Genomic DNA, 23,856 nt, shown 5'->3' with positions numbered 1-23,856 from the left:
TGCTCGAAGGCGATCAGGCCGAGGCTCGATCACCTTGCTGCTTGCGCTCTTCGCGGGCCATGGCCACCACGTCCTCCAGGCCATCCATCTGAGCGCTGGTGGGCAGTTCCAGACAGTAGCCGGCTCCGTACACCGTCTTGATGAAGCGTGGCTTGCGCGGATCGGGCTCCAGCTTGGTGCGCAGGTGCCTGACGTGTACGCGAATGGTTTCGATGTCGTCATCGGGCTCGTAGCCCCACACTTCCTTGAGGATCAAAGAGGGGGCCACGGTCTGCCCGTGACGCTGCAGCAGGCAATGGAGAAGTTCGAACTCCAGGTGTGTGAGTCGCACGGGTTGATCAAACCAGATGGCTTCAAAGCGCTCGGGTACAAGGGTGAGAGGCCCGTAGCTGAGGATCTCGTTGTGGTTGGTGGTCCCAGCAGGAGCTCGGTCACTGCGACGCAGCAGGGCTTTGACCCTCACCTGAAGTTCCTCCAGGTCGAACGGTTTGGTCAGGTAATCGTCGGCTCCGGAATTGAAACCGCTCACCTTGTCTTTGGTGCCGCCGAGAGCCGTCAGCATCAGGATCGGAATCCCAGCGGTGCGGTCGTCGCGCCGCAGGCGCTGACACAGGGTGAGGCCATCCACTTTGGGCAGCATCAAATCCAGCAGGATCAGATCCGGGGTGTATTGCAGCGCGAGGGCCTGACCTTTGATGCCATCGTCGGCGCGCTGCACGTCGAAGCCGCTGTGCTCCAAATGGCCGCTGACCAGGTCGCGCATGTCCTGGTCATCTTCGATTAGCAGGATGCAGGGCTTCATCGGTTCGGCGGCAATTCGGCTGGAGAAATAACGAGCGCTTGTCTGTAGGGATTAACGCTGAACGGATTCTCTCAAGCTTTTCAAGTGTCTGCAGATTTTCAGCAAAGAGACCGTTAGGGGCTTGGTTGTCGCAGATCGATTGCAGGAACAGCAATCTGGAGGTTTTTTTGCTTGTCTTCCGCCAGTGTCTGTTTAGGAAGTCTTCCGCTTCGGGCAATCACCCGTCACGAAATTCCTCTTTTCGTCAATAAAAAAGCCACAGCGTGAGCTGTGGCTTGAAAGCTCCCCGGGCGGGATTCGAACCTGCGACCAATCGATTAACAGTCGACCGCTCTACCGCTGAGCTACCGAGGAATGAGACCCGAAGAACTTACCCCTCGAATGTGCCCAACTGCAAGCGCCGTTGCAGTTCTGTGCCTCGGGTCCATGGTCCAATCCGACCGTCCTGCATGCGAGCGGCGCCATCGGCGAAGGCCAATTCCCCAAGCCTGTGGGTGATCCACAGCGCTGTGATCGGCTTCACGGGGTCTTTGCAAAGCCGTTGCACGGTGGTCAGCACGGTTGCTTGGCTGCTGGGATCGAGCAGGGCGGTCGGTTCATCCAGCAGCAGGAGCCCGGCGTCACTGGCTAGGGCTCCGGCAATGGCCAGGCGTTGTTTCTGGCCGCCGCTGAGGCTGTGAATCGGCCGTCTCTCCAGTTGGGCGAGGCCAAGCTGGCTCAGCAGGCCGCGCACGGTGCTCAGGCGGTGCTGCTGGGGCCCTTCAGGGTCCATGCCCAGCAGCAGATCGCTGCCGCAACTGGGGAGCAGCAGCTGATGGTCTGGGTTCTGAAACACGAGGGCCGTTTTGCTGCGGCAGGCGATGCGTCCGCTCTGGGGTTCGAGCAGTCCTGAAATCAGGCGGAACAGGGTGCTTTTGCCGCTGCCGTTGCTGCCCACCAGCATCCAGAGGCCTGGGCCAGGAATGACCAGGTTGCAACGGTTGAGGGCCTGCTGGCCGTTCGGCCAGCGGTGGCTGACGGCCTCAACGTTCAGCTCGGCGGTTGAGGTGTCAGGAATCAAAGGAAAAGCCGGGACGCTTGCTGCCACCCGCTGCCGCAGCTTTCTCATAAAGCTGAACGGCAAGAACCTCACTGACCAGCAGCGTTACTTTCTTGCCTTCCACTTTCTCGCAGGTGAGCTCCAGCAGCCGCGGTTGGCCGTTCTCGAGGGCCTGGTGGATCTGCTGATACAGCGCATCGGCATCTGCATGCTCCTTGCGCTGAACAGACACCGGGACAGGACTCATGCGCAGGGCCAGTTCGATGACGTACACAGCGTTGGAAAGAAGCGATGCGTCATCTTCGCGGAGGGACCGGCATCCCGTCGGTCCAAAAATGCGCATTTCTACTCATCCCCTCGAAAAGGGTGCGGGGAGCCGCCCCATTTCGGTGATCACCCCCTAGGCTCATCCGTGTAACGGATCATGAAGCACCTCTCATGACGATCGCTGTAGGACGCGCGCCACAGCGGGGATGGTTTGACGTCCTCGATGACTGGCTCAAGCGCGACCGCTTCGTTTTTGTCGGCTGGTCCGGCATCCTTCTTCTCCCAACGGCCTACCTGGCCATCGGTGGCTGGCTGACAGGCACCACCTTTGTCACCTCCTGGTACACCCACGGCATTGCCTCCTCGTACTTGGAAGGTTGCAACTTCCTGACCGCCGCTGTGTCCACCCCCGCTGATGCGATGGGTCACAGCCTGCTGCTGCTCTGGGGCCCTGAAGCCCAGGGCGACTTCGTTCGCTGGTGTCAGCTCGGCGGCCTCTGGGCCTTCGTGGCCCTGCACGGCGCCTTCGCACTGATCGGCTTCATGCTCCGTCAGTTCGAAATCGCTCGTCTGGTGGGCATCCGCCCTTACAACGCCATCGCCTTCTCCGGTCCGATTGCGGTGTTCGTCAGCGTCTTCCTGATGTACCCCCTCGGCCAGAGCAGCTGGTTCTTCGCGCCCTCCTTCGGTGTGGCTGCGATCTTCCGCTTCCTCCTCTTCCTCCAGGGCTTCCACAACTGGACCCTGAACCCCTTCCACATGATGGGCGTCGCCGGCATCCTCGGCGGTGCACTCCTCTGCGCCATTCACGGCGCCACCGTGGAAAACACCCTGTTTGAGGACGGTGAGCAGGCCAACACCTTCAAGGCGTTCGAGCCCACCCAGGAAGAAGAGACCTATTCCATGGTCACCGCCAACCGCTTCTGGAGTCAGATCTTCGGTATCGCCTTCTCCAACAAGCGCTGGCTGCACTTCTTCATGTTGTTCGTGCCTGTGATGGGCCTGTGGACCAGCTCCATCGGCATCATCGGCCTGGCCCTCAACCTGCGCGCCTATGACTTCGTGTCACAGGAAATCCGAGCTGCAGAAGATCCCGAATTCGAGACCTTCTACACCAAGAACATCCTTCTGAATGAAGGTCTGCGTGCCTGGATGGCACCGGCTGACCAGCCGCACGAAAACTTCGTCTTCCCTGAAGAGGTTCTGCCCCGCGGCAACGCCCTCTGATCGCAAGTTCGATGGTTCCTTCTAACCGCCCAACCGGGCGGTTTTTTTTGGTTCAGTTGCTGTCTGAATCAGGTCCCAGACGCAACGTGAGATCGAGGCCGCTGCGTTGATCGAGCAGCGCTCGCAACAGTGCATCGATGAGCAGAACGATGCCAAGCAGTTCCAACGCTTCCTCCAGGCCTGTAATGGCGCCATACCAGGGGCTATGCAGTCGGATCAGATTCGATCGAACGGCAAAGCTGCCGATCATCTCCATGCCGATGGCACCGCCGATGTAGACGGCCCCTGATCGCAGCAACCGTGATGCCGTTGCTCGGGAGATTGAGCCGAGGAAGCGGCGAAAGCGCCACAGCAGAATAAGGGCGAGCATGGCGTAAGGCACCACCCAGGTGGATGCCAGGGCGGGGTGCACCTGGTGCCTGAGCCCTGGAATGATCAGGATCTCGTGGATCTGAAGGGCTTCGTCGAGTGCCAGAAAGATGAAAATTTTCGACAGTAAACTCCAGTCCCGGGCAGCGATGCGATCGCTGCTCTGCCCCAGTCGTTGCATCAACAGGGCCGCCATCAGCAACAGCGCGCTGCTGAACAGGGTGGGCAGGTTGAGTTCGCGGTCCATGTTGAGGCTGTCCAGCCAATGCTTCTCCGCCCCGAAGCCGTAAATGCCCACTTGCACGATGCTGTGGGCCAGCAAGAGCCCTGCGGTGATGGCCATCAGCAGCTTTCGGATCGATCGTGGCGTCAGCGGAATGATTCCGATCTGGCCTGGATCCGCTGCAGTGGGTTGCTCAATCACGGTTGGCTTGTGCGGAGGGTGAACCCCGGTCTCAGAGTTCGGTTCTAAACCTCTGCTTAACCTGCGCTTTATGCAAGGGATGGCTTGGTGGCTGTGATCTACACACGGGGTCGCGCCCTCAAAACAGCCATCGCTGCATTGTTCCTGGTGGTGGCGGGTGCGTCGCTGTTGATGGTGGCCGTGCAGCTGGTGATGTCTGTCTCTGGCGGTTCAAACCCTGATCTCGGTTGGGGTTTTGTGGCGGGGGTCAGCACAGGACTGGCGGTCTGGGCAACCCGTTCCCAGGGGCTGTTGCGATTGCTGTCGGTTGCCGATCCATCAGCCCATCAGGGCCGCACCCGTGCGGTGTGGGGTCTGCTGTTGTTTGTTCTTCTGCTGGTTGTCGGCTTGAAGACCGGCTCGCCGGACCGTGACGCCTACAAAAATCTGGTGTTTGGCGAGGGTGGCCTGGTGGAGTGGAGCCAGGTGCTGGTGCTGGTGCTCGCCAGCCGGACGGCCTGGTTGATCGGCTCCGACTTGAATGCTCGTTTGCAGGAAGGCCGACCCGGGCGGCTGTTCCAGGGCGGCGCGGCATGTCTGGCCCTGGTGTTGATGGAGGAGCTCGCCTGGGGCCAGGTGATCTTCAGTTGGCGGACCCCGCCCTTGTTGAACGAGATCAACGCGCAGAACGAGACCACCCTGCACAACATCGATTGGTTTCAGGATCGATTGGATGTGGGCACCTTCCTGGCGACCCTTGGGGTTTTGGCTGTTGTGGTTCTGGCGCCGCGCTGGATGCGAGCGCTCACCACAAATTCTTCTGAATCGATGGCGCCCGTGGTTCGGGCCCTCACTCCCGCGGTCTACAGCTGGCCGTTGTTTCTGGCGGTTTCTGCACTGGCGTTCTGCATTGCGACGCGCACCTGCTCCGAGCTGATCCTCAATCGGGATCAGGAGTGGGGTGAGCTGGTGCTCTACGCCTCCATTTATCTGTTGTTGTTGCGCACGCGCGTGCTGCTTGGCCCCGTGCAGCACGCTCCGTAACCTGCCCAAAATCCTTCAAGGACGGCTGCATGCGTCGACCCAGCGGCATAGATGCGCCCTCCACAACCCGGTGGCCACACAAGGTGTTGGCCATGGCGGGTCTGTTTGCCCTGATCTGTTTTGGGCTTCAGGCCTGGCGGCTGTTCAGCCTCAGCGCCACCTACGACCAAGCCCTGTTTCTGCAGGAGCTCTGGGCGACAGCGCAGGGTCGCCCCTTTGAAAGCAGCCTCTCATCGGTGTTGTCGGGGGCGGTGGTGGTCGGAGATGGTCTCCCGTCCATCGATTACTTGCACCTGGGGCAGCACGCCAATGTCTTGACCGTGCTGATGGCCCCCCTGGTGGCTGGGTTCGGGATGTGGGCGCTGCCGTTGCTTCAGGTGGGCCTGCTCACTGCCGCAGGTCTGGTGCTGTGGCGATTGGCTGACTCCCGCCTTCCGCGGCCCCTGGCTGAACGGATCACCCTCGCCTACTTCCTCAGTGGTGCGGTGATTGGCCCGGCTCTCGAGAACTTTCACGATCTGGTTTGGCTGCCCCTGTTGGCCTTTCTCGTGGTGGGAGGTCTCCTCGACGGCTGCCATTGGCGGGTGTGGCTGTTTGGCGCTCTGTTGCTGTTGGTGCGAGAAGACAGTGGCTTGCTGTTGTTTTCCCTTGGGCTCTGGGCCCTGGTGCGCCGTCCCGACCAACGCATCACCGGGGCCTTGCTGATGCTCGTGTCCTTCGCCTGGGTCGTGCTGGTCACCGGTTGGATTCAACCGATGGTGGACTCCTCGTTGTCGGATCGCTTTTTGAAGGAGAAGTTCGGCCATCTGGTGGATGACCCATCGGGGGGAACAGTTGCTGTGCTTTGGGCCATGCTGCGCCAGCCTTTGGCGTTGATCGAGGCGCTGGTATCGCCGCCGGGGGCAACCCTCGGCTTTGTGCTGGCGTTGAGCCTGCCGCTGGTGCTGGTGCCCCTGTTCTCGGTGGATGCCGCTTTGCTGATGCTGGCCCCGCTGTTGATCGCCTTGCTCTCCCAAGGGCGATCGGCCTTGTCCGTCACCCTGCGCTACGTGCTGGCTCTGGTGCCCGGCCTTTATCTCGGTGCTGTGCTCTGGTGGCAACGTCATCCGGAGGGCTGGTCGAAGCCCTGGCTGCGCCGTTGTTGGACCGCGGCCCTGTCGCTTGGCCTGGTGCTCACGCTGGTGGGGAACCCCCACCGCACCCTTTCGGCCGTGATCCCCGACAGCTTTTCTCCGTGGGCCTATGTGTCTCCTCAGCAAATGCTGAACCGCCGCGAGGCGGCTTCACAGGCTGTGGCGCTGATTCCAGCGGATGCCAGCGTGGCTGCCGATACGCCTTTGCTGCCGTTGTTGGCCCAGCGAGAGGCTGCGATTCGTTTCCCTCGGCATGTTCAGTACCGCGATCGTCAGGGACGCGTTCAACCGGTGGATTGGGTGGTGGCCCTGCCCGGCTATTACTCGCCGTTGGCTCCAGTGTTCAAGGGATCCCGCAACAAACAGCAGCGCATTCAGCGGGAACTGCGGAAGCTCAAAGCGTCGGGCGACTATCGCTTGGTGCATTGCCACGGCGGGGCTGTTGTTCTGCAGCGCCAGGTGCACGACACAGCTCCAGACCCGACGGCCAGTTCCGACAGCTCCAGTTCCTGTCCCTGGCTTGGGTAAGTAACTTCTTCTGCACCTTGCGGCTTGATCCCCAGCCCGGGTCATTGGGATTGAGCAGCAGCACGTTCCAAGGCCCAGCCTTGTGGGTTGGACTCTGCTTGTTCTTGGGGAAGCCGATGCTGCTGCGCTGGCTTAGCTGTGGCACCAGGTAACTGGTGGTGAGCACGGCGTCTTGCGGTTGGATCAGCGCTCGGGCCTCATTGACCCCTTGCAGCTGGGGCACTCGGCTCAGGTAGGGCCCGGAGAAGAACCAGGGCTTGGCCAGCGCCAGCCAACAGACCATGGCCCAGCACAGCATCCAGGGAAAGCCCCGCTGGGGTTGGGGTTGCCCCCGCAGGGCATCAATGCAGGCCACCACGGCCACCAACGCCAGGGGCAGGCTGTAGTGATGCACCAGGGTGCGGTAGCTGGCGGATGCGGAGATCAGATTCACCAGCACCAACGGCAGCCCGATCAGCAGCGTGCTGAGGGAGGCCCGCCGCCACAGGGCGATGCAGGGCAGGCAAAGCAGCAGCAGATATTCCGCTCCTCCGGCCCAATCCAGGCCACTGAGAACCGGGAGCGGATCGCCGCTCAAATGGTTGAACATCCGCGTTGCAGCCTTGGGGCCTTCGCCATCCCTGAGTAGTGGATAGAGCCAACGGCTGAGCATCAGCAGCCAGCCGATGCTGAGAGCCCCCGCCGCCAGGCTCCACCGCCAACGCCGCCGGCACGCAAGATCGATGGCCATACCTGCTGTGATCAGCATCAAGCCATCGCGGCAGCCCAGCATCAGCAGCAGCAAGCCAAACCAGAGCCGGGAGCGGCCGTTGCGCTCGGCCCAGAGGGCCAAAGCGAAGGCCGGCATCACCCAGGTTTCGGGGTGGAAATCAAACAGTGCGGCGTTGAACACCACCGGCTGTAGCCACCAGAGGCCGCAGGCCAGCCAGCAGCGTCGTCGGGTCAGACCCGCCTGCTCCGCCAGCCACCAAACCGGCAGTGCGGTGCAACTCAGGGCCAGGGCCTGACTGGCCAGGAGCCAATGCACGCTGGGCAGGATCCGATAGGCCGCGCCCGCCAGATAGAGCATCCAGGCCCCGTGGTCGGCCAGCACATGCACCTGCTCCATCGAGGAAATCGGTGCCGCTCCCGATCCGATCAGCCAGGCCCACTGGTCAAACAGCCCCAGGTCGTAGGCATTGCTTTGCAGCAGGCCATGGCGTGCCGCTGCAACGCCCCAGAGCAGCAGGCCCAGCCCTGCGCAAAGCGCCAGCAGTCGCGGAGGACAGCCCCGCGGCTGCGATGGCCGGGAGTCAGCGCCGGGGCTGGAGGTCATCGATCGGGATCAGATAGGTCTGGCTGCGTGAGTCCATCCAGGCATGGGGGCTTGCCTCCACCATCTCCCGCAGGAGCTGTTGCCGCCGCTGCGGCATCGGCCGGTAGGTCTTGTCCCACACGAAGCTGCCGGCCAGATGGCTGGCTCCAGCTTGTTTCCACTGCTGCAGTCGCTCCGGCGTCAGTTGTTTGCTGGAGATCAGCCAGCCTTGACGGCGGGCCAGGTTGAGCAGGGTGGGATCGGTGCTGGTGACACTCACAATCCGCGCGTCGCTGGGCAGATCCCTGCGGATGGTGAGGGCCAAGGGCATCCACGCCTCTCGCTGGCGATGCTCCACCGCCCAGTAATCCAGGGAAAGCACCGTGAGGCTCACCACTAGGGCAAGGCTCAGCAACAGCCGAGGCTGCCAGCGGGGCCGCCGCTGGTGCCAGGTCTGCCAGCCCAAGCCGATCAGTGGGGAACTGAACAGCAGCAGCGGCAGCTGGTAGTACTCGTGAATCGTGCTCGAGCGCATGGTGGCGATTGTGCAGAGCAGCACCCCCACCAAGCCGCTGATCGCGGTCTGTCCTCCGCAGCTGCGCCAGCTCGCCCTGAGGCCGATCAGCAGGAACGGCACTCCCACCAGCGCCAGGAGCCGCAGGCTCACCCGCAGCAGCAGGTTGATCCAGCCGTTGAGGTCCAGCAGAAGACTGATGCTGCTGCGATCGGCTCCCGACCCCCAGAACCCGAAGCTCAGACCACTGGTCTGTCCCAGTTGATGGGAATGCCAGTACCAACCGGCGATCGCCATCAGGCTGGTGCCGATGTAGAGCCAGAAGCCCGGACGCCCCAGCTGACGAAGCATGCGTCCGGTCAAGGTCTGAAGGGGTGGGGCCTGGCCTTGAGTGTTGGAGCTGAGCTGCACCATCAGCAGGGGCAGCCCCAACCAGAGCAGTGGAATCACCTTGATCAGACCAGCGCTGGTGAAGCACACCCAGCTCAGGGCCAGGGCCCAGGGCAAGCGTCGCTCACGCCAGAGGCTCAGGCTCTCCAGGGCCCCTGCGGCACAGAGCAGCAACAGGGCTTCGGCCTGAAAGGCGCGCCCGAAATACACCCCCAAAGGTGCGATGGCAAAGGCCAGGCCTGCCCACCAACCGGCTTCGGTGTTGAACCATCGCCGGCCCAGGCGCATCACCAGCCAGATGGTCAAGGCGCTGCAGAGCACCGACAGACCGCGGCCCAGCCACTCGTGCACGCCGATCAGGCCGTAGAGGCGGCTCACCAAAAAGGGGTAGAGGGGAAATTCCGACTCCACAAAGCCGGCACTCGCACCGCCCCAGTCGACCTGCGGCAGCCAGATCGGTGTGCCCGCCAGGCTGAAATGCCTTGCCATGGCCGCGGTGTCGGCTTGCCGCCAGCTGTGAACCCCCAGCACCGGCATCCAGATCTGCACCAGCCGCAGCAGGCTTCCCAGACCGATGGGCAGCCAGGCCGGCCTAGGGGTGGTTCCAGACAAAGCGGGATGACGCCGCATAGTTCCAGACGTAGACGACAACAATGCCCGCCAACTGGGCCCAGAGCGTATGGGCCTGGATCAGGGTGTAGAAACTGGTGGCCAGGCCAACGTTGGCAAGGGCCGGCAGGGAAGCCACCAGCAGGAATTTCAGCAACCCTCGGATCAATTGCCGTCCGCTCTGGCGTCGGTCGCGGAAGGTGAGGGCGTTGTTCACCAGATAGTTCGAGCTTGCGGCTGTGATCACGGCCACAGGAAGCGCCTGCTGAAACGCCAGGTTGAACAGGCTCATCAGCAGTGCTGTGGACAGCAATTGCACCACCACGCCTGAGGCGCCCACAAGCCCGAAGCTGATGGCCCGACGCGGCAGCAGCCGCAGGGTTGCGGTGTGAATCAGGGACACCACGAAGTCCCAGAGGACGGCGAGATCGAGCTTGGAACTGCCATGCAGCCTTGGCTGAAAACGCAGCGGAATTTCTCCCACCTGCAGGCGGCCGCGACTGATGGCCAGAAGTTCGTAGAAGAATTTGAAACCATTCACGTCCACCTGACGCACCAGCGGCAGGCAGCGGTTGAGGCGCAGCACGATGAAGCCGCTCATGCAATCGCTCAGGTGCCGGTATGACTTTGGAAGACTCCAACGGGCCAGACTGTTGGCGAGGGTGGAGCCATCGGTGCGTCGATCGCTGAGGCCTCGGATTTCGGAGTGGTCGAGGAAGCGGCTCCCCGCCACCAGGTCCAGTCCCTCGCGATTCAGCAGCTGCACGGCCTCGCCAACGGACGCAGGTTCGTGCTGGCCATCGCTGTCCATCACAACAGCAGTGGGATAGAGGGCTGCGATCAGGCCTTCCTTGATGGCGCTGGCCAGTCCGGAGCGTCCCACCCGTTGGATGATCCGGATCCTGGAGTCCTGGCGGGCCAGGGCGCGAACCAGATCTGGGGTGCCATCGCGGGAATCGTCATCGACGATCAGGATTTCGAGCGGATGATCCGTCCCCAGGTGCAGCAGGGATTCGATCACCTGGCGGATGGAACCACCTTCATTGAATGTGGGCAGCACGATGGATAGGCCGCTGTGGCTTGTCGGTCCTTCACGTTCCGCGGTGGACGACACAGTGCGCTCCAGTCGAGCTCAGGCTACCGACAGTTGGCCAGAGTCCATCGCCCCGCTTGGCCTTCGGTGATGCAGTCCTTCTGCAGCTTGTCGCTGAGACGGCGGCCTGGGCCACCTTTGAAGCGCTGAATGCGTTGTTCGGCATACCAGTTGAGGCTGGGGCGTTCGTCGTAACCCTTCAGCCTGATCTCGCCTCCAGGGTTGGCTCTGGCCAGGGCTGCCACCGGTTGCACGGGCCAGGTTTCGTTGAGCTCCCACAACCACAGGGGGGAGTGAAACAGCAGAGCCAGCGCTGCCACATTGCCGCAGCTGAGGCTGATCACCCCCAGGCGTCGTCGCTGTGGTGCGCCAGAGCGCAGCCACCATCCGCCGCCACTCCAGCCGAGGCCCAGCACAACCGCCAGGTCGCGGTAGGGCCCAAGGCTGCTGCCTATGCTGCTGAAGCTGCTCAGCCAAAGCAGTAGGAGCAGCAGTCCGAGCCCGCTCCAGAACAAAGGAAGCTGCATCAGCAACCAGCGCCAGGGGGGCTGTGGGTTGCCAGGTGAATTCGACGAAGAAGAGGGGCGCTCCACCAGCAAGGCCAGCAGCGGAGCACAAAGAAGAGCAATGGGCAGCCAGAGCGGATGGCTGTACCAGGGGAGCTGGGTGCGCAGCGGAAGAATGGCCCCGCCCAGGGTGATCAGACAGGCCAGCGACCAACGGCTCCAGCGGCTCTGACGCCATCGCCAGGCCCAGACCAGGGCGAAGGGCAGCAGCGGCAGCCAGGGCCAGCCCCCCTCCAGCACTTCGATCATCGGGACCCGCCAGCCCAGATCACTGCCTTCGCCAGCATCCAGAAGAACCCGCCCGGCACCATCTCCGCCCCACAGCCAGAGCGCTTCGCTCCCACGGATGTGGGCATGCCAGAGATGCCAGCCGATCCCCGGCGTCAGGCCCAGCAGCATCCCGAGCAGGGCTGCAGACCTGTTGTTCCAGCGTCTCCATTCCTGGCCCCAGGCCAGCGCCAATCCGGCGGCCACCGCCGCGGGCACCAACAGCGGGGCTTTGAGCAGCAGCATGGCGCTGGCCATCAGGCCGGCGACGCCCCCCCAGAGTGCGCTGGTTCGGCTGCCGTTGAGCTGCAGCAGGGCCAGCCAAAGCAGAGCCATGGCTGTCAGTTGCGTGCCATCCAGCATGGCCAGACGTCCGTGCCGGGCCACCGGCAACAGCGTCATCAGAATCACGCTGGTGGCGAGGGCGCTGGAGCGATCTCCCGGTCGCAGCACCCATTGCAGCCAGCCCCCCAGTGGCACCACCAGGCACGACAGCAAGGCCGGAGCCAGACGGATCGTCCACTCCGAAGGGAGCTGGTTGTGCTGTGTCGTGGCACCGATCACGAGGGCGATCAGGCTGTGCAGACCAGGTGCCTTGTTGAGGTAAGGCTGGTCCCAGAGGGTGGGCAGCAATGGGGCTTCCCCGAGGCCGTGGCGAAGTTCGAGGGCCACCCGGGCCACGGTGGCTTCATCGAAGTCCCGCAAGGGGAGATCGCCGAGGCCGATCAGGGCCAGCACGGCAGCGGCACTGCCGAGCGCCACCAATGCGATCCAGGGTGCTGCGTCAGGAGCTGAGCCGGAGCGCATGGGGCCCCTCTTCACATCAAAAACTGAGTATGGTCCGGGTGTTCAGGATGCAGCGGCGTGGAGAGGTGAGTGCTTCCTTCGGGAGGTGCCCACAACTCCGAAGGCGTTGCCGGCATTCACAATCCTTCAGGAGGAGGTGTCCATGATTTCCAGTTGTTTGATTCAGGGTCTGCTGATCGCGGAGAACGCCGGCTGAACGGCGCCTTCTAACTGATCATCCGGTTCCGCGGCAAAAGCGGACCCGGCGAGAGCCCCCGTCCGGATGTCCGGGCGGGGGCATCGTTTGTTTGGGGGCGCGCCTTGCGCCTGCAACGGTATCTACTGATACATGTCGATGTAAGGACCGGCACACGTGGCGTTGGTGGGCCGATGAGCAGCCCTCAAAATCCGGAAATGGCGTAGTTGCGCCTATTTCCTGTGTGAGGAATCCAATGAAGCTTTTCCAGCAATTGCTGGTGGCACCTGCCGCCCTTGGCCTTCTGGCCTCCGGCGCCAATGCCGCCGAGCTGAACATCAACGGCGTTTCTGATTACGCGGCTTCCGCTGATCAGGTCACCAGCGTCACCCAATTCTCTGACGTCTACCCCACCGACTGGGCCTATCAGGCTCTGGCCAATCTGGTGGAGACCTACGGCTGCGTCGCCGGTTACCCCAACGGCACCTTCCGTGGCAACCGGGCCATGACCCGCTATGAAGCGGCTGCCCTGCTCAACGCTTGCCTCGACCGGATCACCGAAGTGACCGACGAGCTGCGTCGCCTGCTCAAGGAATTCGAAACCGAACTGGCCATCCTCAAGGGTCGCGTTGATGGCCTCGAGGCCCGCGTCGGCGAACTGGAAGCAACCCAGTTCTCCACCACCACCAAGCTGAAAGCCAAGGCTGACTGGGCTTTCGGCGCAGTTAAGGCTCACGGCGAAGGCAGTGATGCTTTTGAAGCCGAGAACGGTGGCACTTCCTTCAGCTACAACCTGGCGCTGAACCTGGAGACCTCCTTCACCGGTAAGGACCTGCTCTACACCCGCCTGCGTTCAGGCAACATGAGCAACGTCTATGGCGGTCTGTTCTCTCAGGAGTACGGCTTCGACTCAAAGAACGTCGTCAAGATTGCCCGCCTGTACTACAGCTTCCCCGTCGGTGAAAACTTCACCGTGGTTGGTGGCCCTCGCGTCCGTATGGACGACATGCTGCCCGTCTGGCCCAGCGCTTATCCCGCTGCCATGACGTATGACTTCTTCACCTACGCCGGTGCCCCTGGTGCTTACAACCTGGCCCTTGGCGCTGGTGCTGGTGTGTATTGGACGTCTGACGAATTCAGCATTTCTACCAGCTACCTGTCCACCAACGGCAACAGCAGCTGCCCCAACAGCACAACCTGTGTTGACAAAGATGGCAACCTCACCGGCGGCGGTATCGGCACCGACGCTGCTGACTTCAGTGCCACCACTCAGATCGCTTATGCGCCTGAGAACTGGGGTATCGCTGCTGCCTACACCAAGGCTTCTGGCCTTTCCGAGAAGCTTTACGAAGGCAACGCCAACCCTGCTGGTGTCGCCATCTCTGGCATGGGTGAGCAGACCAACTCCTGGGGACTGAGCGCCTGGTGGATGCCTGAAGAGTCCGGCTGGATTCCTTCCGTCAGCACCGGTGTGGGCATGACCTACGCCGACGCTGATGGCGATGATGAGGAGAGCGCCTCCTGGTATGTGGGCCTCGAGTGGGCTGATGCCTTCATCGACGGCAACTCCCTGGGTATGGCTGTGGGTCAGCCCACCTTCGACACCGATGGTGACGGTGCCGGCTACGCCTGGGAATTCTTCTACAAGTTCCAGGTCACCGACAACATCAGCGTGACTCCTGCCATCACCTACCTGGCGAAGCCCGACCCTTCCCAGGATTCCGATGGCATGAGCGCCATGAGCGGTCTGATCAAGACCCAGTTCAAGTTCTGATCCTTGGTTTGAGGCCCCTTCTGGGGTCTCGTCCTCTTCAGATCCTGCAGCTCTCCACCTCGGTGGGGGGCTTTTTTTTGGTTAATTACGCTCGGTTGGATGGTCTTAACCGATACATAAACAACCCTTGGGTTGCTGTTACCGACATGGCGACTTCGTGGCAATAGCGTTGGGCCGCTGGCATGTTTTGCCGGCAATTTCTCTTGGTGTGAGAACCCAAAATGAAGCTTTTCCAGCAACTGCTGGTGGCTCCTGCTGCCCTTGGCCTGATCGCCAGTGGTGCCAATGCCGCCGAGCTGAATATCAACGGCGTTTCTGATTACGCGGCTACTGCCAGTGGCAACAGCCTTGATCAGGTCACCAGCGTCACCCAGTTCTCTGACGTTTACCCCACCGACTGGGCCTACCAGGCTCTGGCCAACCTGGTGGAGACCTACGGCTGCGTCGCCGGTTACCCCAACGGCACCTTCCGTGGCAACCGGGCCATGACCCGCTACGAAGCGGCTGCCCTGCTGAACGCTTGCCTCGACCGGATCACTGAAGTGACCGACGAGCTGCGTCGCCTGCTCAAGGAATTCGAAACCGAGCTGGCCATCCTCAAGGGTCGCGTTGACGGCCTCGAGGCCCGCGTGGGCGAACTGGAAGCAACCCAGTTCTCCACCACCACCAAGCTCAAGGCCAAAACCGTCTGGGTGGCTGGTGCGACGCGCGCCAAAGGTGACAACTACAACACCGGTGGCGAGAAGGGTGCCCGCGCTGCCTACAACGCTGAGTACGGCGCCTTCTCCTTCAGCTACGACCTGCGTCTTGGCCTGAAGACCTCCTTCAGCGGCAAGGATCTGCTCTACACCCGTCTGCGCGCGGGCAACATGGGCGACAGCAGTGTGTGGGACGGCAACGGCGTCTCCCTGAACAAGCTCGACACCGCTGCCCCCGGCGGCAACATCGTCGAGATTGATCGCATCTACTACCGCTTCCCCCTCGGCGACAGCTTCACCATCCAGGCCGGTCCTCTGACCCGGAACACTGAGATGATGGGCTACAAAGCCAGTGCCTATGCCAAGGGCGGCAGCAAGGTCCTTGATTTCTTCGGTGGTTCCCTGGGCACCCCCGGCGTCTGGAACAAGGAGACTGGCGGTGGTTTCGGCGCCATCTACAGCAACAAGAAGCAAGTGGAGAAGGGCAACCCCTACTTCACCGTGGCTGCGAACTACGTTGCCGATTCGGGTGAGGCCAACGACAGCAACCCCAACACGGGTGGCTTCATGACCGACAACTCCGAAGGCAACATCACCACTCAGATTGCCTACGGCAACAAGCAGTGGGGCTTGGCCGCCGGTTATCGCTACGGCCAGTGTGGTGCCAAGTTCCGCACCGCTACTGAGTTCGCTGCTGGCGGCAAGTTCGGCACCCCTTGCGATGTTGCCACCGGCACCTTCATTGATGCCGACGGCGAAGAGCAGGACATCATGGAGCGCACCAACGCCGACAGCCACAGCTGGTCTTTCCACGGCTTCTGGCGTCCTGAGGAGTCCGGTTGGATGCCCTCCATCAGCGCTGGTGTCGGTGCGTCCTACCTGAACGGCAACGACGATTGGGATGACAACACCACCAAGCGGGCCATGGCCAGCTGGATGGTGGGTCTGACCTGGAACGATGTCTTCATGGAAGGCAACGCTCTGGGTTACGCCGTGGGTCAGCCCCAGTTCGTTTTTGATGTCGACAACGACAGCAACGACGACTTCGTGGCTGACGGCGGTTACGCCATGGAGCTCTGGTACAGCTTCCAGGTGACTGACAACATCCAGATCACCCCAGCCATCTACTGGCTGAGCCGTCCCTTCGGTGACGACACCCAGAACGTCAACGGCGACTACAAGTCCCTCGGCGTCTTCGGTGGCCTGGTTCAGACCACCTTCAAGTTCTGATTCCTTGGCCCGACTTCGGTTGGGCCTTCAGAACAACCTTCCTCACACACACATCCCAAGCCCCCCCGTGCGGAGGGCTTTTTTTATGGTCGTTCTGCGGGCAAGCTGCAGCCATGAGCATTGCTCCTGACATCACGGCCTTGATCGGTGGCACGCCCCTCGTGCGGCTGAACCGATTGCCCCAGGCCTGCGGCTGTCAGGCCGAGATCCTCGCCAAGTTGGAGAGCTTCAATCCATCCGCCTCGGTGAAGGACCGCATCGCCAGCGCCATGGTGCTGGAGGCGGAGCAGGCCGGCACGATCATTCCCGGGCGAACGGTGCTGGTGGAGCCCACCAGCGGCAACACCGGGATCGCCCTGGCCATGGTGGCGGCGGCCCGGGGGTACCGGCTGATCCTCACCATGCCGGACACCATGAGCACGGAGCGTCGCGCGATGCTGCGGGCCTACGGCGCCGAGTTGCAGCTCACGGACGGTGCCCAGGGCATGAATGGGGCCATCGCGCTGGCCAAGGAGTTGGTGGATGAGATTCCCAACGCCTACCTGCTTCAGCAGTTCGATAACCCCGCCAATCCAGCCGTGCATGAACGCACCACGGCTGAAGAGATTTGGTGCGATACCGACGGCCAGATCGATGCCTTTGTGGCGGGGGTGGGCACCGGCGGCACCATCACCGGCTGTGCCCGTCTTTTGAAACAACGCCAGCCGCAGCTTCAGGTGATTGCGGTTGAGCCCGAGGCCAGTGCTGTGCTGTCTGGAAAGCCCCCGGGGGCTCATCGCATCCAGGGGATTGGAGCTGGTTTTGTTCCTGCGGTGCTGGAACTCGATCGGATTGATTCGATCCTCACGGTGAGCGATGAGGAAGCCATGCAGGTGGGCCGGCGTCTGGCTCGGGAGGAGGGTCTGCTCTGCGGCATCAGCAGTGGCGCGGCCATGGCCGCTGCCCTTCGAGTGGGCCAAGCCCCCGCCATGGCGGGCAAACGCCTGGTGGTGATGCTGGCTAGTTATGGCGAGCGCTATCTCTCCACCCCGATGTTCAGTGCTGCTTCGCAGCTTCCCGCCCGCAGGGATGGTCAGCTGTGAGCGACCCCTACGCCGTGCTCGGTGTCAGCAGCACCGCCAGCAACGCTGAGATCAAGGCGGCCTACCGCCAGCTGGTGAAGCAGCACCATCCCGATGCCGGTGGCGACGACCAGCAGATGCTGGCCCTCAATGCCGCCTGGGAAGTTCTCGGGGATGCCGAGCGCCGTAAGGCCTTTGATCGCACGCGGCCCCAGCCGGGGCGAGCGGTATCGCCGACGGACCTGCGCCGGGCCAGCCGTGCCCACGACCGTGCGGTGGCCGCGGATGATGCCCTGGTGGAGTGGCTGCGGCGGGTTTATGCGCCGATCGACCGCATGCTCGGTGAGGTGATCAATCCCTTCCCCAAGCAACTCAAGGCACTGTCAGCTGACCCCTACGACGACGAGCTGATGGAGGCGTTCTGCAGCTATCTCGAGGCGAGCGGACGCCGGATGGACAAGGTCAAGCAACTGTTTCAGTCGTTGCCCACGCCGGCCTCAGCCCGTGGCTTCGGGCTGAGCCTCTATCACTGTCTTTCGGAAGTGGAAGACGCTCTGGCCGAACTGGAGCGATACACCATGGGATACGTGGATGGATATCTCCACGATGGTCGCGAGATGCTGCGGGACGCCAAACAGCGCCGCAAGCGGCTCCAGGATGAACGGCGTCGCTTGGAGATCGTGTGAAGCAGCGCTGGCGTTTCTGGGCTTCGGTTGCCCTGATCTGGGTGCTCTCCACCCTGGTGGATCGGCTCTGGTGGACGCTCCAGACCGGCGTCCCCGCCTGGGATCAGGCTGATTACCTCAACAGCGCCATGGACCATGGCCGCGCCTTGGGCTTGCTTCCCGGTGGCGGGTGGCAGGGTTGGCAGGCGCTGCTGGATCTGTCTCCGAAGATTCCGCCCCTGGCCTCGCTGGTGAACGGCAGCGTGATGGCCCTGAGTGGTGATGCCCCGGAGCAAGCGGCTTGGAGCCTGAGTCTCTGGCACGGGTTGCTCCTGGTGGTGATGGCGGGTTGGGGGCGGCGGCTGCAAGGGGATGGCCTGGCCTTGATCGCCTGCCTGTTGGCGGCATTGACGCCGGCCTTTTTGGATCTGCGTACGGATTACGTGCTGGAGATGGCCCTGGTGGCCAGTTGCAGCCTGGCGATCTGGCGTCTCGGGGTCTGGTGCGATCCCAAGACCGGTGGCCGCTGGGGGCAGGCCTGGGGTTGCACCCTGGCAGCCATCGCTGCGGTGCTGGTGAAGCAAAGCGCCCTGCTTGTGCTTGTTCCTGCGGGACTCTGGGCTGCGGGAATCGCGTTGCAACGGGGTGGCCCTTGGCTGCGTCAGGCTCTGCTGCTGCCCCTGCTCACGGCGGTCCTGATCGGTCCCTGGTTGCGTCACAACTGGATCACCAGCCTCGGGGGCACCAACCGGGCCGTGTTCGAGTCGGCAGCCCGGGAAGGCGATCCCGGCGTGTTCAGCCTGGCCAGTTGGCTGTGGTACCCGCGCCTGTTGCCGGAGCAGCTCGGCATGGTGCTTCTGGTGGTGGGCTTGTCCGGGCTGCTGCTTTGGTGCTGGCAGCGCCGGCAGCCCTCCATGGACCACGCCTGGTCCTGGCGCTGGCTCCTGATCAATCTGGTGGCGGCCTGGGTGCTCACCACGCTGAGCCCCAACAAAGGCGACCGCTACATCGCTCCCCTGCTCCCCTCCTTGCTGTTGCTCCTGGCCCGAGGCTGGTGGCAATGGGGCCATTGGTTCGAGGCCAGGCGTTCCAGGCTGGTGTGGCCCCTGTTCGGTGCTGGGCTGCTGGCCTGTGTGCCAGCGGGCTGGGCCCATCAGCTGCATCGCTTGGAAGACCGGCCCCGTGGCCCGGTGGAGGCGCTGGTGGAAGCCGCCGGTGGTGCGGATCCCAGCAGGCCTCCTGCCACGTTGATCGTGGTGCCCAGCACCTCCGATCTCAACCAGCACAACGTCAGCTTCTACGGCCGTCGCCACGGGGGGCAGACCGTTGGCCGGCAGCTGGGGGGCAGCCACCAGGACCGTGGGCCTGTGCTGGCACGGACGGAATGGGTGGTGTTGGCGGAAGGGAACCAGGGATCGGTGCGCAAAGCGGCGCGAAAGCTGGATCAAGCCGTGCGCAGCAGCGGTGTGTTCGAGCCGGTGCATCAATTTGAGCGCCCCAAGGGGGGGAGTTATTCCCTCTGGCGCCGCCGCGCGACGCACCCGATTGCAGGCCCCTCTTTTGCGGAGCGCTTCCCCGACCTTGCCGCTGGCCTGGCGGCAGGGCCGGTGGGGCTGGACCCGGTGTTCGCTGCGGTGGGGCAGGAGCACATGCTCGATGGCCATTTCAGCTACCGGGAGCCGGTGCGTTCTGAGGCCTTGGCGGCCTTGGCGCAGGATCCCGAGGCCGTGAAACCGCGTTGGACCCTTGCGCTGCTGGCGGTGCTGGACAACCGCCCGGCGCAGGCAGCGGAGCAGTTTGAGGCGCTGCAACGGCTGTTGCCCGATAACCCCTGGCCAGTGGCCTACCGCAGTGTGGTCAACCTGGCGGGGTGGAACCCCTGGCAGGCCGCCGCCGCTGCTGATGGGGCCAGCGTTTCGAATCCTGTCCTGGCGGCGCTGGGGGATCTCAGCGGGGTGCTCTCTGGTGCTGTTTGGCGCATCCCCGCCGCCATCACATCAATTCCAGCGGCCGTCACAGCCGTGGAGGAGGCTCTGGAGCCTGCCTCCAACCAAGATCAGGATCAGGAGCAGGCTTCCAGTTGATCCATCCGCAGCCAAACATCGGGCACCGGACGGTTCCAGCGCACCTGGCCGTAGTCCCCTTTCACCACCAGCAGCTCGCCGGGACCTTCAAAGATGTAGTCGGGTGCTGTGGGATCGCTGGCTCCAGCCTCAAGGCTGGAGCTGTAGGCGGCTCTGTTCACCTTGACCAAGGCACCTTTGCGCAGCGCAGCAGGCTTGGCCTTGGCGGGGGCAGCGGCGTCGGATTCGGCCATGACAGGGGACGGTGATGGCACCAGGCTAAAACCAATCGCCCACGAACCCCCTTAGCCTCCCAGCCGCACCACCCCCGCTTTCATGCGTCTGCTGCTGTTTGGCTGCACAGGTTTTGTTGGCCGTGAGCTCCTGCCGCTCCTGCTTCAGGCCGGGCACCAGCTCACAGTGGTGAGCCGCCGGTTGGCCCGCGGCTACGACGCTGAACGGGCGGATGGGCGACTGATCTGGATGCAGTTCGACCCTGCCAGCAGCAGCACCTGGACCGACGCCGGCCTGTTGGACGCCCTGAATCAGGCCGATGCAGTGGTCAACCTGGCGGGGGAACCGATTGCCGAAAAGCGTTGGACCCCGACCCACCGGCAGCTGCTCGAAACCAGCCGTCTGGAAACGACCTCTCAGTTGGTGAAGGCGATCGAGGCCTGTGCAACGCCACCGAAGCTGCTGGTGAATGCCTCAGCCATCGGCTTCTACGGCTCCAGCCTGGACAAGCGTTTTCTTGAATCGAGCACCCCTGGTGACGACTTCCTTGCGAGCTTGTGTGAGCGCTGGGAAGCGGCGGCTGGGGCGGTGCCTTCCGCTGTACGGCAGGTCACCCTGCGGATCGGCATTGTGCTGGCGGCCGACGGCGGTGCACTCGGAAAAATGCTTCCGGTGTTCCGCACAGGGTTTGGCGGTCCGATCGGCAGTGGCCGGCAATGGATGAGCTGGATCCACCGCACTGACCTCTGCGCCCTGATCCTTCAATCCCTCACGGACGAGAGCTGGAGTGGCGTGATCAATGCCGTGGCTCCTGAGCCCGTCTCGATGACGGCCTTCTGCAAGCAGCTGGGGCGCAGCCTGGGCCGTCCGAGTTTGTTGCCGGTGCCCGCTCCAGTGCTTCAGGTGCTTCTGGGGGACGGCGCCAAGGTGGTGTTGGAGGGCCAGCAGGTTGCCTCGGAGCGGCTTGATGCTCTGAACTTCAGCTTCCGCTACCCCGATCTGGCTTCAGCACTCGCCGCTGCCACCAGCTGAAGATGCCACTCACCAGCGCGGCCATGATCAACAGGCTGATGGCTGGGGCGAACAGGGGTTGCCACAGCAGCTGAACCTGGTCCATCAGCCAGTCATGGCCTTGGCCCTGTTGCACCACGGCAACGGCAAAGACCCCTGCGCCGATAAACACCATCAGCACATTCACCATCAGCAGGCGGTCGAGCCAGCGTTTCCAGGCCGGTTCTGGCGGGGCACTCATGCAAGCAGTGCGCAAATGGCTGCCGCCATTCTCGGGCCTCCACCAGCTTTCCCGAGGCGCGATTTGGCCTCCTCTTGGCATTGCTGTTGCAAGTCAGGATCCTGTCGCGCACGATCCAGCAGAGCCATGGCCAGCTCTGCTGTTCCCTCCAAGGCCTCACGGCTGCCACTCTCTCCGTCGGCACAGAACACCGTGGGGCCCAGCAGGCGCCGTTGGGCCTCGGCGAATGCTGCTGTGAATTGAGGCCCCTGGCCCGGCAGCTGCAGCACCGGTTTGGCCAGGCCAACGGCTTGCTCGATGGCGGTACCTGCCATGCCGATCACCAGATCGCTGTGCTGCAGCACGGCACGGAAGGCCCCGCGGCGAACGTTGATCCCCCAGGCCCCCTCACGCTCCAGCACGCCGTTTTTCAAGTGCCAACCGCTTCGTTCGCTCAGCCGCCGCAAGCTGTCGTCATCGAGGCTGGGCACCAAGGCCAGATCGACGTTGCAGCGAACTGTGTTGGGCAGCAGCTCGATCAGCCGCAGCAACAGCTGAAGGTTCTGTTCCAGTTCCGGTCGGCGGCTGCCGGGCAGCAGACCGATGCGTGGCGTGCTGCTGGGCGGCGGGGTGGCCGCTGTGAGCACCGAATCCATGAACGGATTGCCCAGGAAGGTCACCGGCCGTTGCAGTTGTCTGCTGAGGTCCTCGGCGGTGCGTTGATCGCGGCTGTACACCGCTTTGAAGCGGCGGCTTTTCAACAGAGCAGCGCAGGGCCAGGGCAGGCGCAGCGTCCCTTCGTAGTGGCTGGAGTAGGCCACCAGGTAGGTCGCCACAGGCCGTTGGCTGAGCCATGCCGCGATCACAGGGATCACATCTCCCACCACCAGGATCAGATCAAAGCGACGCCGGTACCGCATCAGACGCACCAGGCGTCGGAGCAAATACAGCACTTGCCCTTGGGCGATCTCGGTGAGGCGGCCGCGAAGGCTGGTGTAGCCGATGCCGCCGGTGCTGAATTCATGGCTGCGTCCCAGCAGTGGCACCCCGGCTTTTTGGTATGCGCTGCCAAGCCCCACCAGCGGAAGAGCTTGCACGTTGTGGCCCTGCTGCTGAAGCTCCTGGGCTAGCAGGGCGCCGGAGAGGTCTTCACCGTGGCCATTGCTCAGCATCAGGATGCGTGCCATTGCCGGGCTGCCCATCACCACATCCAGGTGCTCGGATCCGGTATGCCGTTGGCGTGCCTGGCCAGTTGCAACCGCCGCGCTTCGCTGGCCAGGCGTTCCTGCCGCAATTGGGCCGAACGATCCGATGGAGGCCGCACGCGAACCTGGGACGGCAGACGGGTGATGGTCCAGGTGGCTGTCATGCAGGGTTTGTCAGGCAGTGGCTGTCATGCAGTGGCTGTCATGCAGTGGCTGTCATGCAGAGCGTCCGTTGTGATCAGAGCTCAAGCCAGGCTTTCACTTTCTCGAGGGCCTTCCAGCCGGGTTTGCGCTCAAGCCCGTCGGCGATCGAGGCCTTGAGTTCGCCAGACACCTCTGGGGCCAGGGTCATCACCTGCTGGACCACCTGGATGTGGTCACGCACACCTTTGGATTGGGTTTCCAGCAAGGCCAGGCTCAGGTTGATCCTGGCCTGGGGGTCTTGGCCGTTGAGTCTCACGGCGAAACGTGCCGACCGCAGCGCCTCCTCCGGTTGGTCGCAAAGCAGCTGCAGCCAGGCGAGGCAGGTCCAGCCCGCCGATTGGCGAGGAGCGGCTTCAACGATGCGGGCGAAATCAGGGAGCACCTCTTCTGCTGCTGCGCCGGCCTGATATCGGGCCATGGCCTGCTCAAACAGGCTGTCCTGGGAAGTCTCCATCAACGGGGAGAGGGCAGTGATCTCACCTCAGACTCCCACGTGGCTTCGCTCACACGGCGAAGGAACTGCCGCAGCCACAGGTCTGGCTGGCGTTGGGGTTGGTGAAGTTGAAGCCACCACCGATCAGAGCAGTGCTGAAGTCCAGCTGCATTCCGTAGATGTAGAGCAGGCTTTTGGGATCACAGATCACCCGGAAGCTCTGACCATCAGCCGCCATGTACTCGTAGGTCTCGTCATCGTCGAGGGTGTCTGAGGCGGGCACGAAATCCATCGTGTAGCTCATGCCGCTGCAGCCCCCAGACCGCACCCCGACGCGCAGCACCTGGTTCTCACCCTGTTCACCACACAGCTTGGCGAGCTGCTGCATCGCCGGTTCAGTGATCAGGATGCCCTTGCCGTCTTTGGCGGTATGGGCCGGCGCGGTATCTGGGGTGGAAGTCATGGTCAACGCAGGCTCTTGCTCTCACTCTATGAACGCTCATACATAGAGTCGCCTTAGTTGACCAGATC

The 23,856-nt window shown here is 63.1% G+C and carries 22 protein-coding genes, 1 tRNA gene and 1 pseudogene; 9 read left to right on the top strand and 15 right to left on the bottom strand.

The genetic code is table 11. The annotated features are described in order from the left end of the window. Positions 1–13 precede the first annotated feature (13 nt). The 4 genes from SynRS9902_RS12020 to SynRS9902_RS12005 form a co-directional block, all read right to left on the bottom strand. Positions 14–802, bottom strand: coding sequence for a response regulator transcription factor (locus SynRS9902_RS12020; RefSeq protein WP_186509283.1), 789 nt, complete (start codon positions 800–802; stop codon positions 14–16). A 282-nt stretch (positions 803–1,084) separates the two neighbouring features. Then, positions 1,085–1,156: transfer RNA gene (locus tag SynRS9902_RS12015), tRNA-Asn, on the bottom strand. A gap of 16 nt (positions 1,157–1,172) precedes the next feature. Beyond that, positions 1,173–1,910, bottom strand: coding sequence for an ABC transporter ATP-binding protein (locus SynRS9902_RS12010; RefSeq protein WP_370586306.1), 738 nt, complete (start codon positions 1,908–1,910; stop codon positions 1,173–1,175). Then, entirely contained in the window at positions 1,852–2,115 is a 264-nt protein-coding gene (locus SynRS9902_RS12005; RefSeq protein WP_186510654.1) for a hypothetical protein, read from the bottom strand. The genes SynRS9902_RS12010 and SynRS9902_RS12005 overlap by 59 nt, the downstream gene beginning before the upstream one ends. Positions 2,116–2,279: 164 nt before the next feature. Between SynRS9902_RS12005 and psbD the strand changes: the two genes are divergently transcribed. Further along, a complete protein-coding gene (gene psbD / locus SynRS9902_RS12000; protein ID WP_006851499.1) occupies positions 2,280–3,335 on the top strand; it encodes a photosystem II D2 protein (photosystem q(a) protein) in 1,056 nt (351 codons plus the stop codon). Positions 3,336–3,387: 52 nt separating this feature from the next. Here psbD and SynRS9902_RS11995 read toward each other — a convergent pair whose 3' ends face one another. Continuing rightward, a complete protein-coding gene (locus tag SynRS9902_RS11995; RefSeq protein WP_255446137.1) occupies positions 3,388–4,128 on the bottom strand; it encodes a hypothetical protein in 741 nt (246 codons plus the stop codon). Between the two features lie 87 nt (positions 4,129–4,215). Between SynRS9902_RS11995 and SynRS9902_RS11990 the strand changes: the two genes are divergently transcribed. Beyond that, complete coding sequence (locus tag SynRS9902_RS11990) at positions 4,216–5,151, top strand: pectate lyase (protein ID WP_186509282.1); 936 nt, start codon at positions 4,216–4,218, stop codon at positions 5,149–5,151. Positions 5,152–5,180: 29 nt separating this feature from the next. Beyond that, positions 5,181–6,671 (top strand): annotated as a pseudogene (locus tag SynRS9902_RS11985) (DUF2079 domain-containing protein); the annotation flags it as partial. 7 nt (positions 6,672–6,678) lie between these two features. Here SynRS9902_RS11985 and SynRS9902_RS11980 read toward each other — a convergent pair. From SynRS9902_RS11980 to SynRS9902_RS11965, 4 genes are read right to left on the bottom strand one after another with little or no spacing between them, the layout of a single operon-like run. Beyond that, the gene (locus SynRS9902_RS11980) at positions 6,679–8,127 is read right to left on the bottom strand and encodes a DUF2079 domain-containing protein (protein WP_186509281.1); all 1,449 of its coding nucleotides are present in this window, start codon (positions 8,125–8,127) and stop codon (positions 6,679–6,681) included. Beyond that, on the bottom strand, positions 8,105–9,640 hold the full coding sequence (locus SynRS9902_RS11975; protein WP_255446136.1) for a glycosyltransferase family 39 protein: 1,536 nt from the start codon (positions 9,638–9,640) through the stop codon (positions 8,105–8,107). Before SynRS9902_RS11975 ends, SynRS9902_RS11980 begins: the two co-directional genes overlap by 23 nt. After that, a complete protein-coding gene (locus SynRS9902_RS11970) occupies positions 9,603–10,733 on the bottom strand; it encodes a glycosyltransferase family 2 protein (RefSeq protein WP_186509280.1) in 1,131 nt (376 codons plus the stop codon). Before SynRS9902_RS11970 ends, SynRS9902_RS11975 begins: the two co-directional genes overlap by 38 nt. Before the next feature lie 23 nt (positions 10,734–10,756). Continuing rightward, on the bottom strand, positions 10,757–12,352 hold the full coding sequence (locus SynRS9902_RS11965; RefSeq protein WP_186509279.1) for a glycosyltransferase family 39 protein: 1,596 nt from the start codon (positions 12,350–12,352) through the stop codon (positions 10,757–10,759). 431 nt (positions 12,353–12,783) lie between these two features. Here SynRS9902_RS11965 and SynRS9902_RS11960 point away from each other — a divergent pair, with 431 nt between their 5' ends. From SynRS9902_RS11960 to SynRS9902_RS11940, 5 genes are all read left to right on the top strand, one after another. Then, positions 12,784–14,301, top strand: coding sequence for an iron uptake porin (locus SynRS9902_RS11960; protein ID WP_186509278.1), 1,518 nt, complete (start codon positions 12,784–12,786; stop codon positions 14,299–14,301). Between the two features lie 221 nt (positions 14,302–14,522). Continuing rightward, the gene (locus tag SynRS9902_RS11955) at positions 14,523–16,229 is read left to right on the top strand and encodes an iron uptake porin (RefSeq protein ID WP_186509277.1); all 1,707 of its coding nucleotides are present in this window, start codon (positions 14,523–14,525) and stop codon (positions 16,227–16,229) included. Positions 16,230–16,342: 113 nt separating this feature from the next. After that, positions 16,343–17,311 (top strand): cysteine synthase A, encoded by a 969-nt coding sequence (gene cysK, locus SynRS9902_RS11950; protein ID WP_186509276.1) that lies wholly within the window; start codon positions 16,343–16,345, stop codon positions 17,309–17,311. Next, positions 17,308–17,976 carry a J domain-containing protein gene (locus tag SynRS9902_RS11945; RefSeq protein ID WP_186509275.1) on the top strand — a complete coding sequence of 223 codons (669 nt, stop codon included), beginning with the start codon at positions 17,308–17,310 and terminating at the stop codon, positions 17,974–17,976. The genes cysK and SynRS9902_RS11945 overlap by 4 nt, the downstream gene beginning before the upstream one ends. Next, positions 17,973–20,039, top strand: a complete 2,067-nt coding sequence (locus tag SynRS9902_RS11940) for a phospholipid carrier-dependent glycosyltransferase (protein ID WP_186509274.1) — start codon at positions 17,973–17,975, stop codon at positions 20,037–20,039. The genes SynRS9902_RS11945 and SynRS9902_RS11940 overlap by 4 nt, the downstream gene beginning before the upstream one ends. Here the strand turns inward: SynRS9902_RS11940 and SynRS9902_RS11935 are convergent. Then, a complete protein-coding gene (locus SynRS9902_RS11935) occupies positions 20,018–20,272 on the bottom strand; it encodes an NAD(P)H-quinone oxidoreductase subunit O (RefSeq protein ID WP_006850906.1) in 255 nt (84 codons plus the stop codon). The genes SynRS9902_RS11940 and SynRS9902_RS11935 overlap by 22 nt on opposite strands. An 82-nt stretch (positions 20,273–20,354) precedes the next feature. On the opposite strand from SynRS9902_RS11935, the gene SynRS9902_RS11930 reads away from it, so the two are divergent. Continuing rightward, a complete protein-coding gene (locus SynRS9902_RS11930; protein WP_186509273.1) occupies positions 20,355–21,284 on the top strand; it encodes a TIGR01777 family oxidoreductase in 930 nt (309 codons plus the stop codon). On the opposite strand, the gene SynRS9902_RS11925 is transcribed toward SynRS9902_RS11930, so the two are convergent. From SynRS9902_RS11925 to SynRS9902_RS11905, 5 genes are all read right to left on the bottom strand, one after another. Then, positions 21,232–21,504 (bottom strand): hypothetical protein, encoded by a 273-nt coding sequence (locus SynRS9902_RS11925; protein WP_186509272.1) that lies wholly within the window; start codon positions 21,502–21,504, stop codon positions 21,232–21,234. The genes SynRS9902_RS11930 and SynRS9902_RS11925 overlap by 53 nt on opposite strands. Continuing rightward, entirely contained in the window at positions 21,501–22,670 is a 1,170-nt protein-coding gene (locus SynRS9902_RS11920) for a lipid-A-disaccharide synthase-related protein (RefSeq protein ID WP_186509271.1), read from the bottom strand. Before SynRS9902_RS11920 ends, SynRS9902_RS11925 begins: the two co-directional genes overlap by 4 nt. Positions 22,671–22,684: 14 nt before the next feature. Then, complete coding sequence (locus tag SynRS9902_RS11915) at positions 22,685–22,852, bottom strand: hypothetical protein (RefSeq protein WP_186509270.1); 168 nt, start codon at positions 22,850–22,852, stop codon at positions 22,685–22,687. A 74-nt stretch (positions 22,853–22,926) separates the two neighbouring features. Further along, positions 22,927–23,346, bottom strand: coding sequence for a hypothetical protein (locus tag SynRS9902_RS11910; protein WP_115080526.1), 420 nt, complete (start codon positions 23,344–23,346; stop codon positions 22,927–22,929). Positions 23,347–23,395: 49 nt separating this feature from the next. Next, complete coding sequence (locus SynRS9902_RS11905; protein ID WP_114987465.1) at positions 23,396–23,788, bottom strand: iron-sulfur cluster assembly accessory protein; 393 nt, start codon at positions 23,786–23,788, stop codon at positions 23,396–23,398. Positions 23,789–23,856 lie beyond the last annotated feature (68 nt).

The sequence above is a fragment of the Synechococcus sp. RS9902 genome (assembly GCF_014279635.1).
GTDB lineage: Bacteria > Cyanobacteriota > Cyanobacteriia > PCC-6307 > Cyanobiaceae > Parasynechococcus.
Note: the sequence above shows the minus strand (reverse complement) of the source record. Positions and strands in the feature narration are given on the sequence as shown.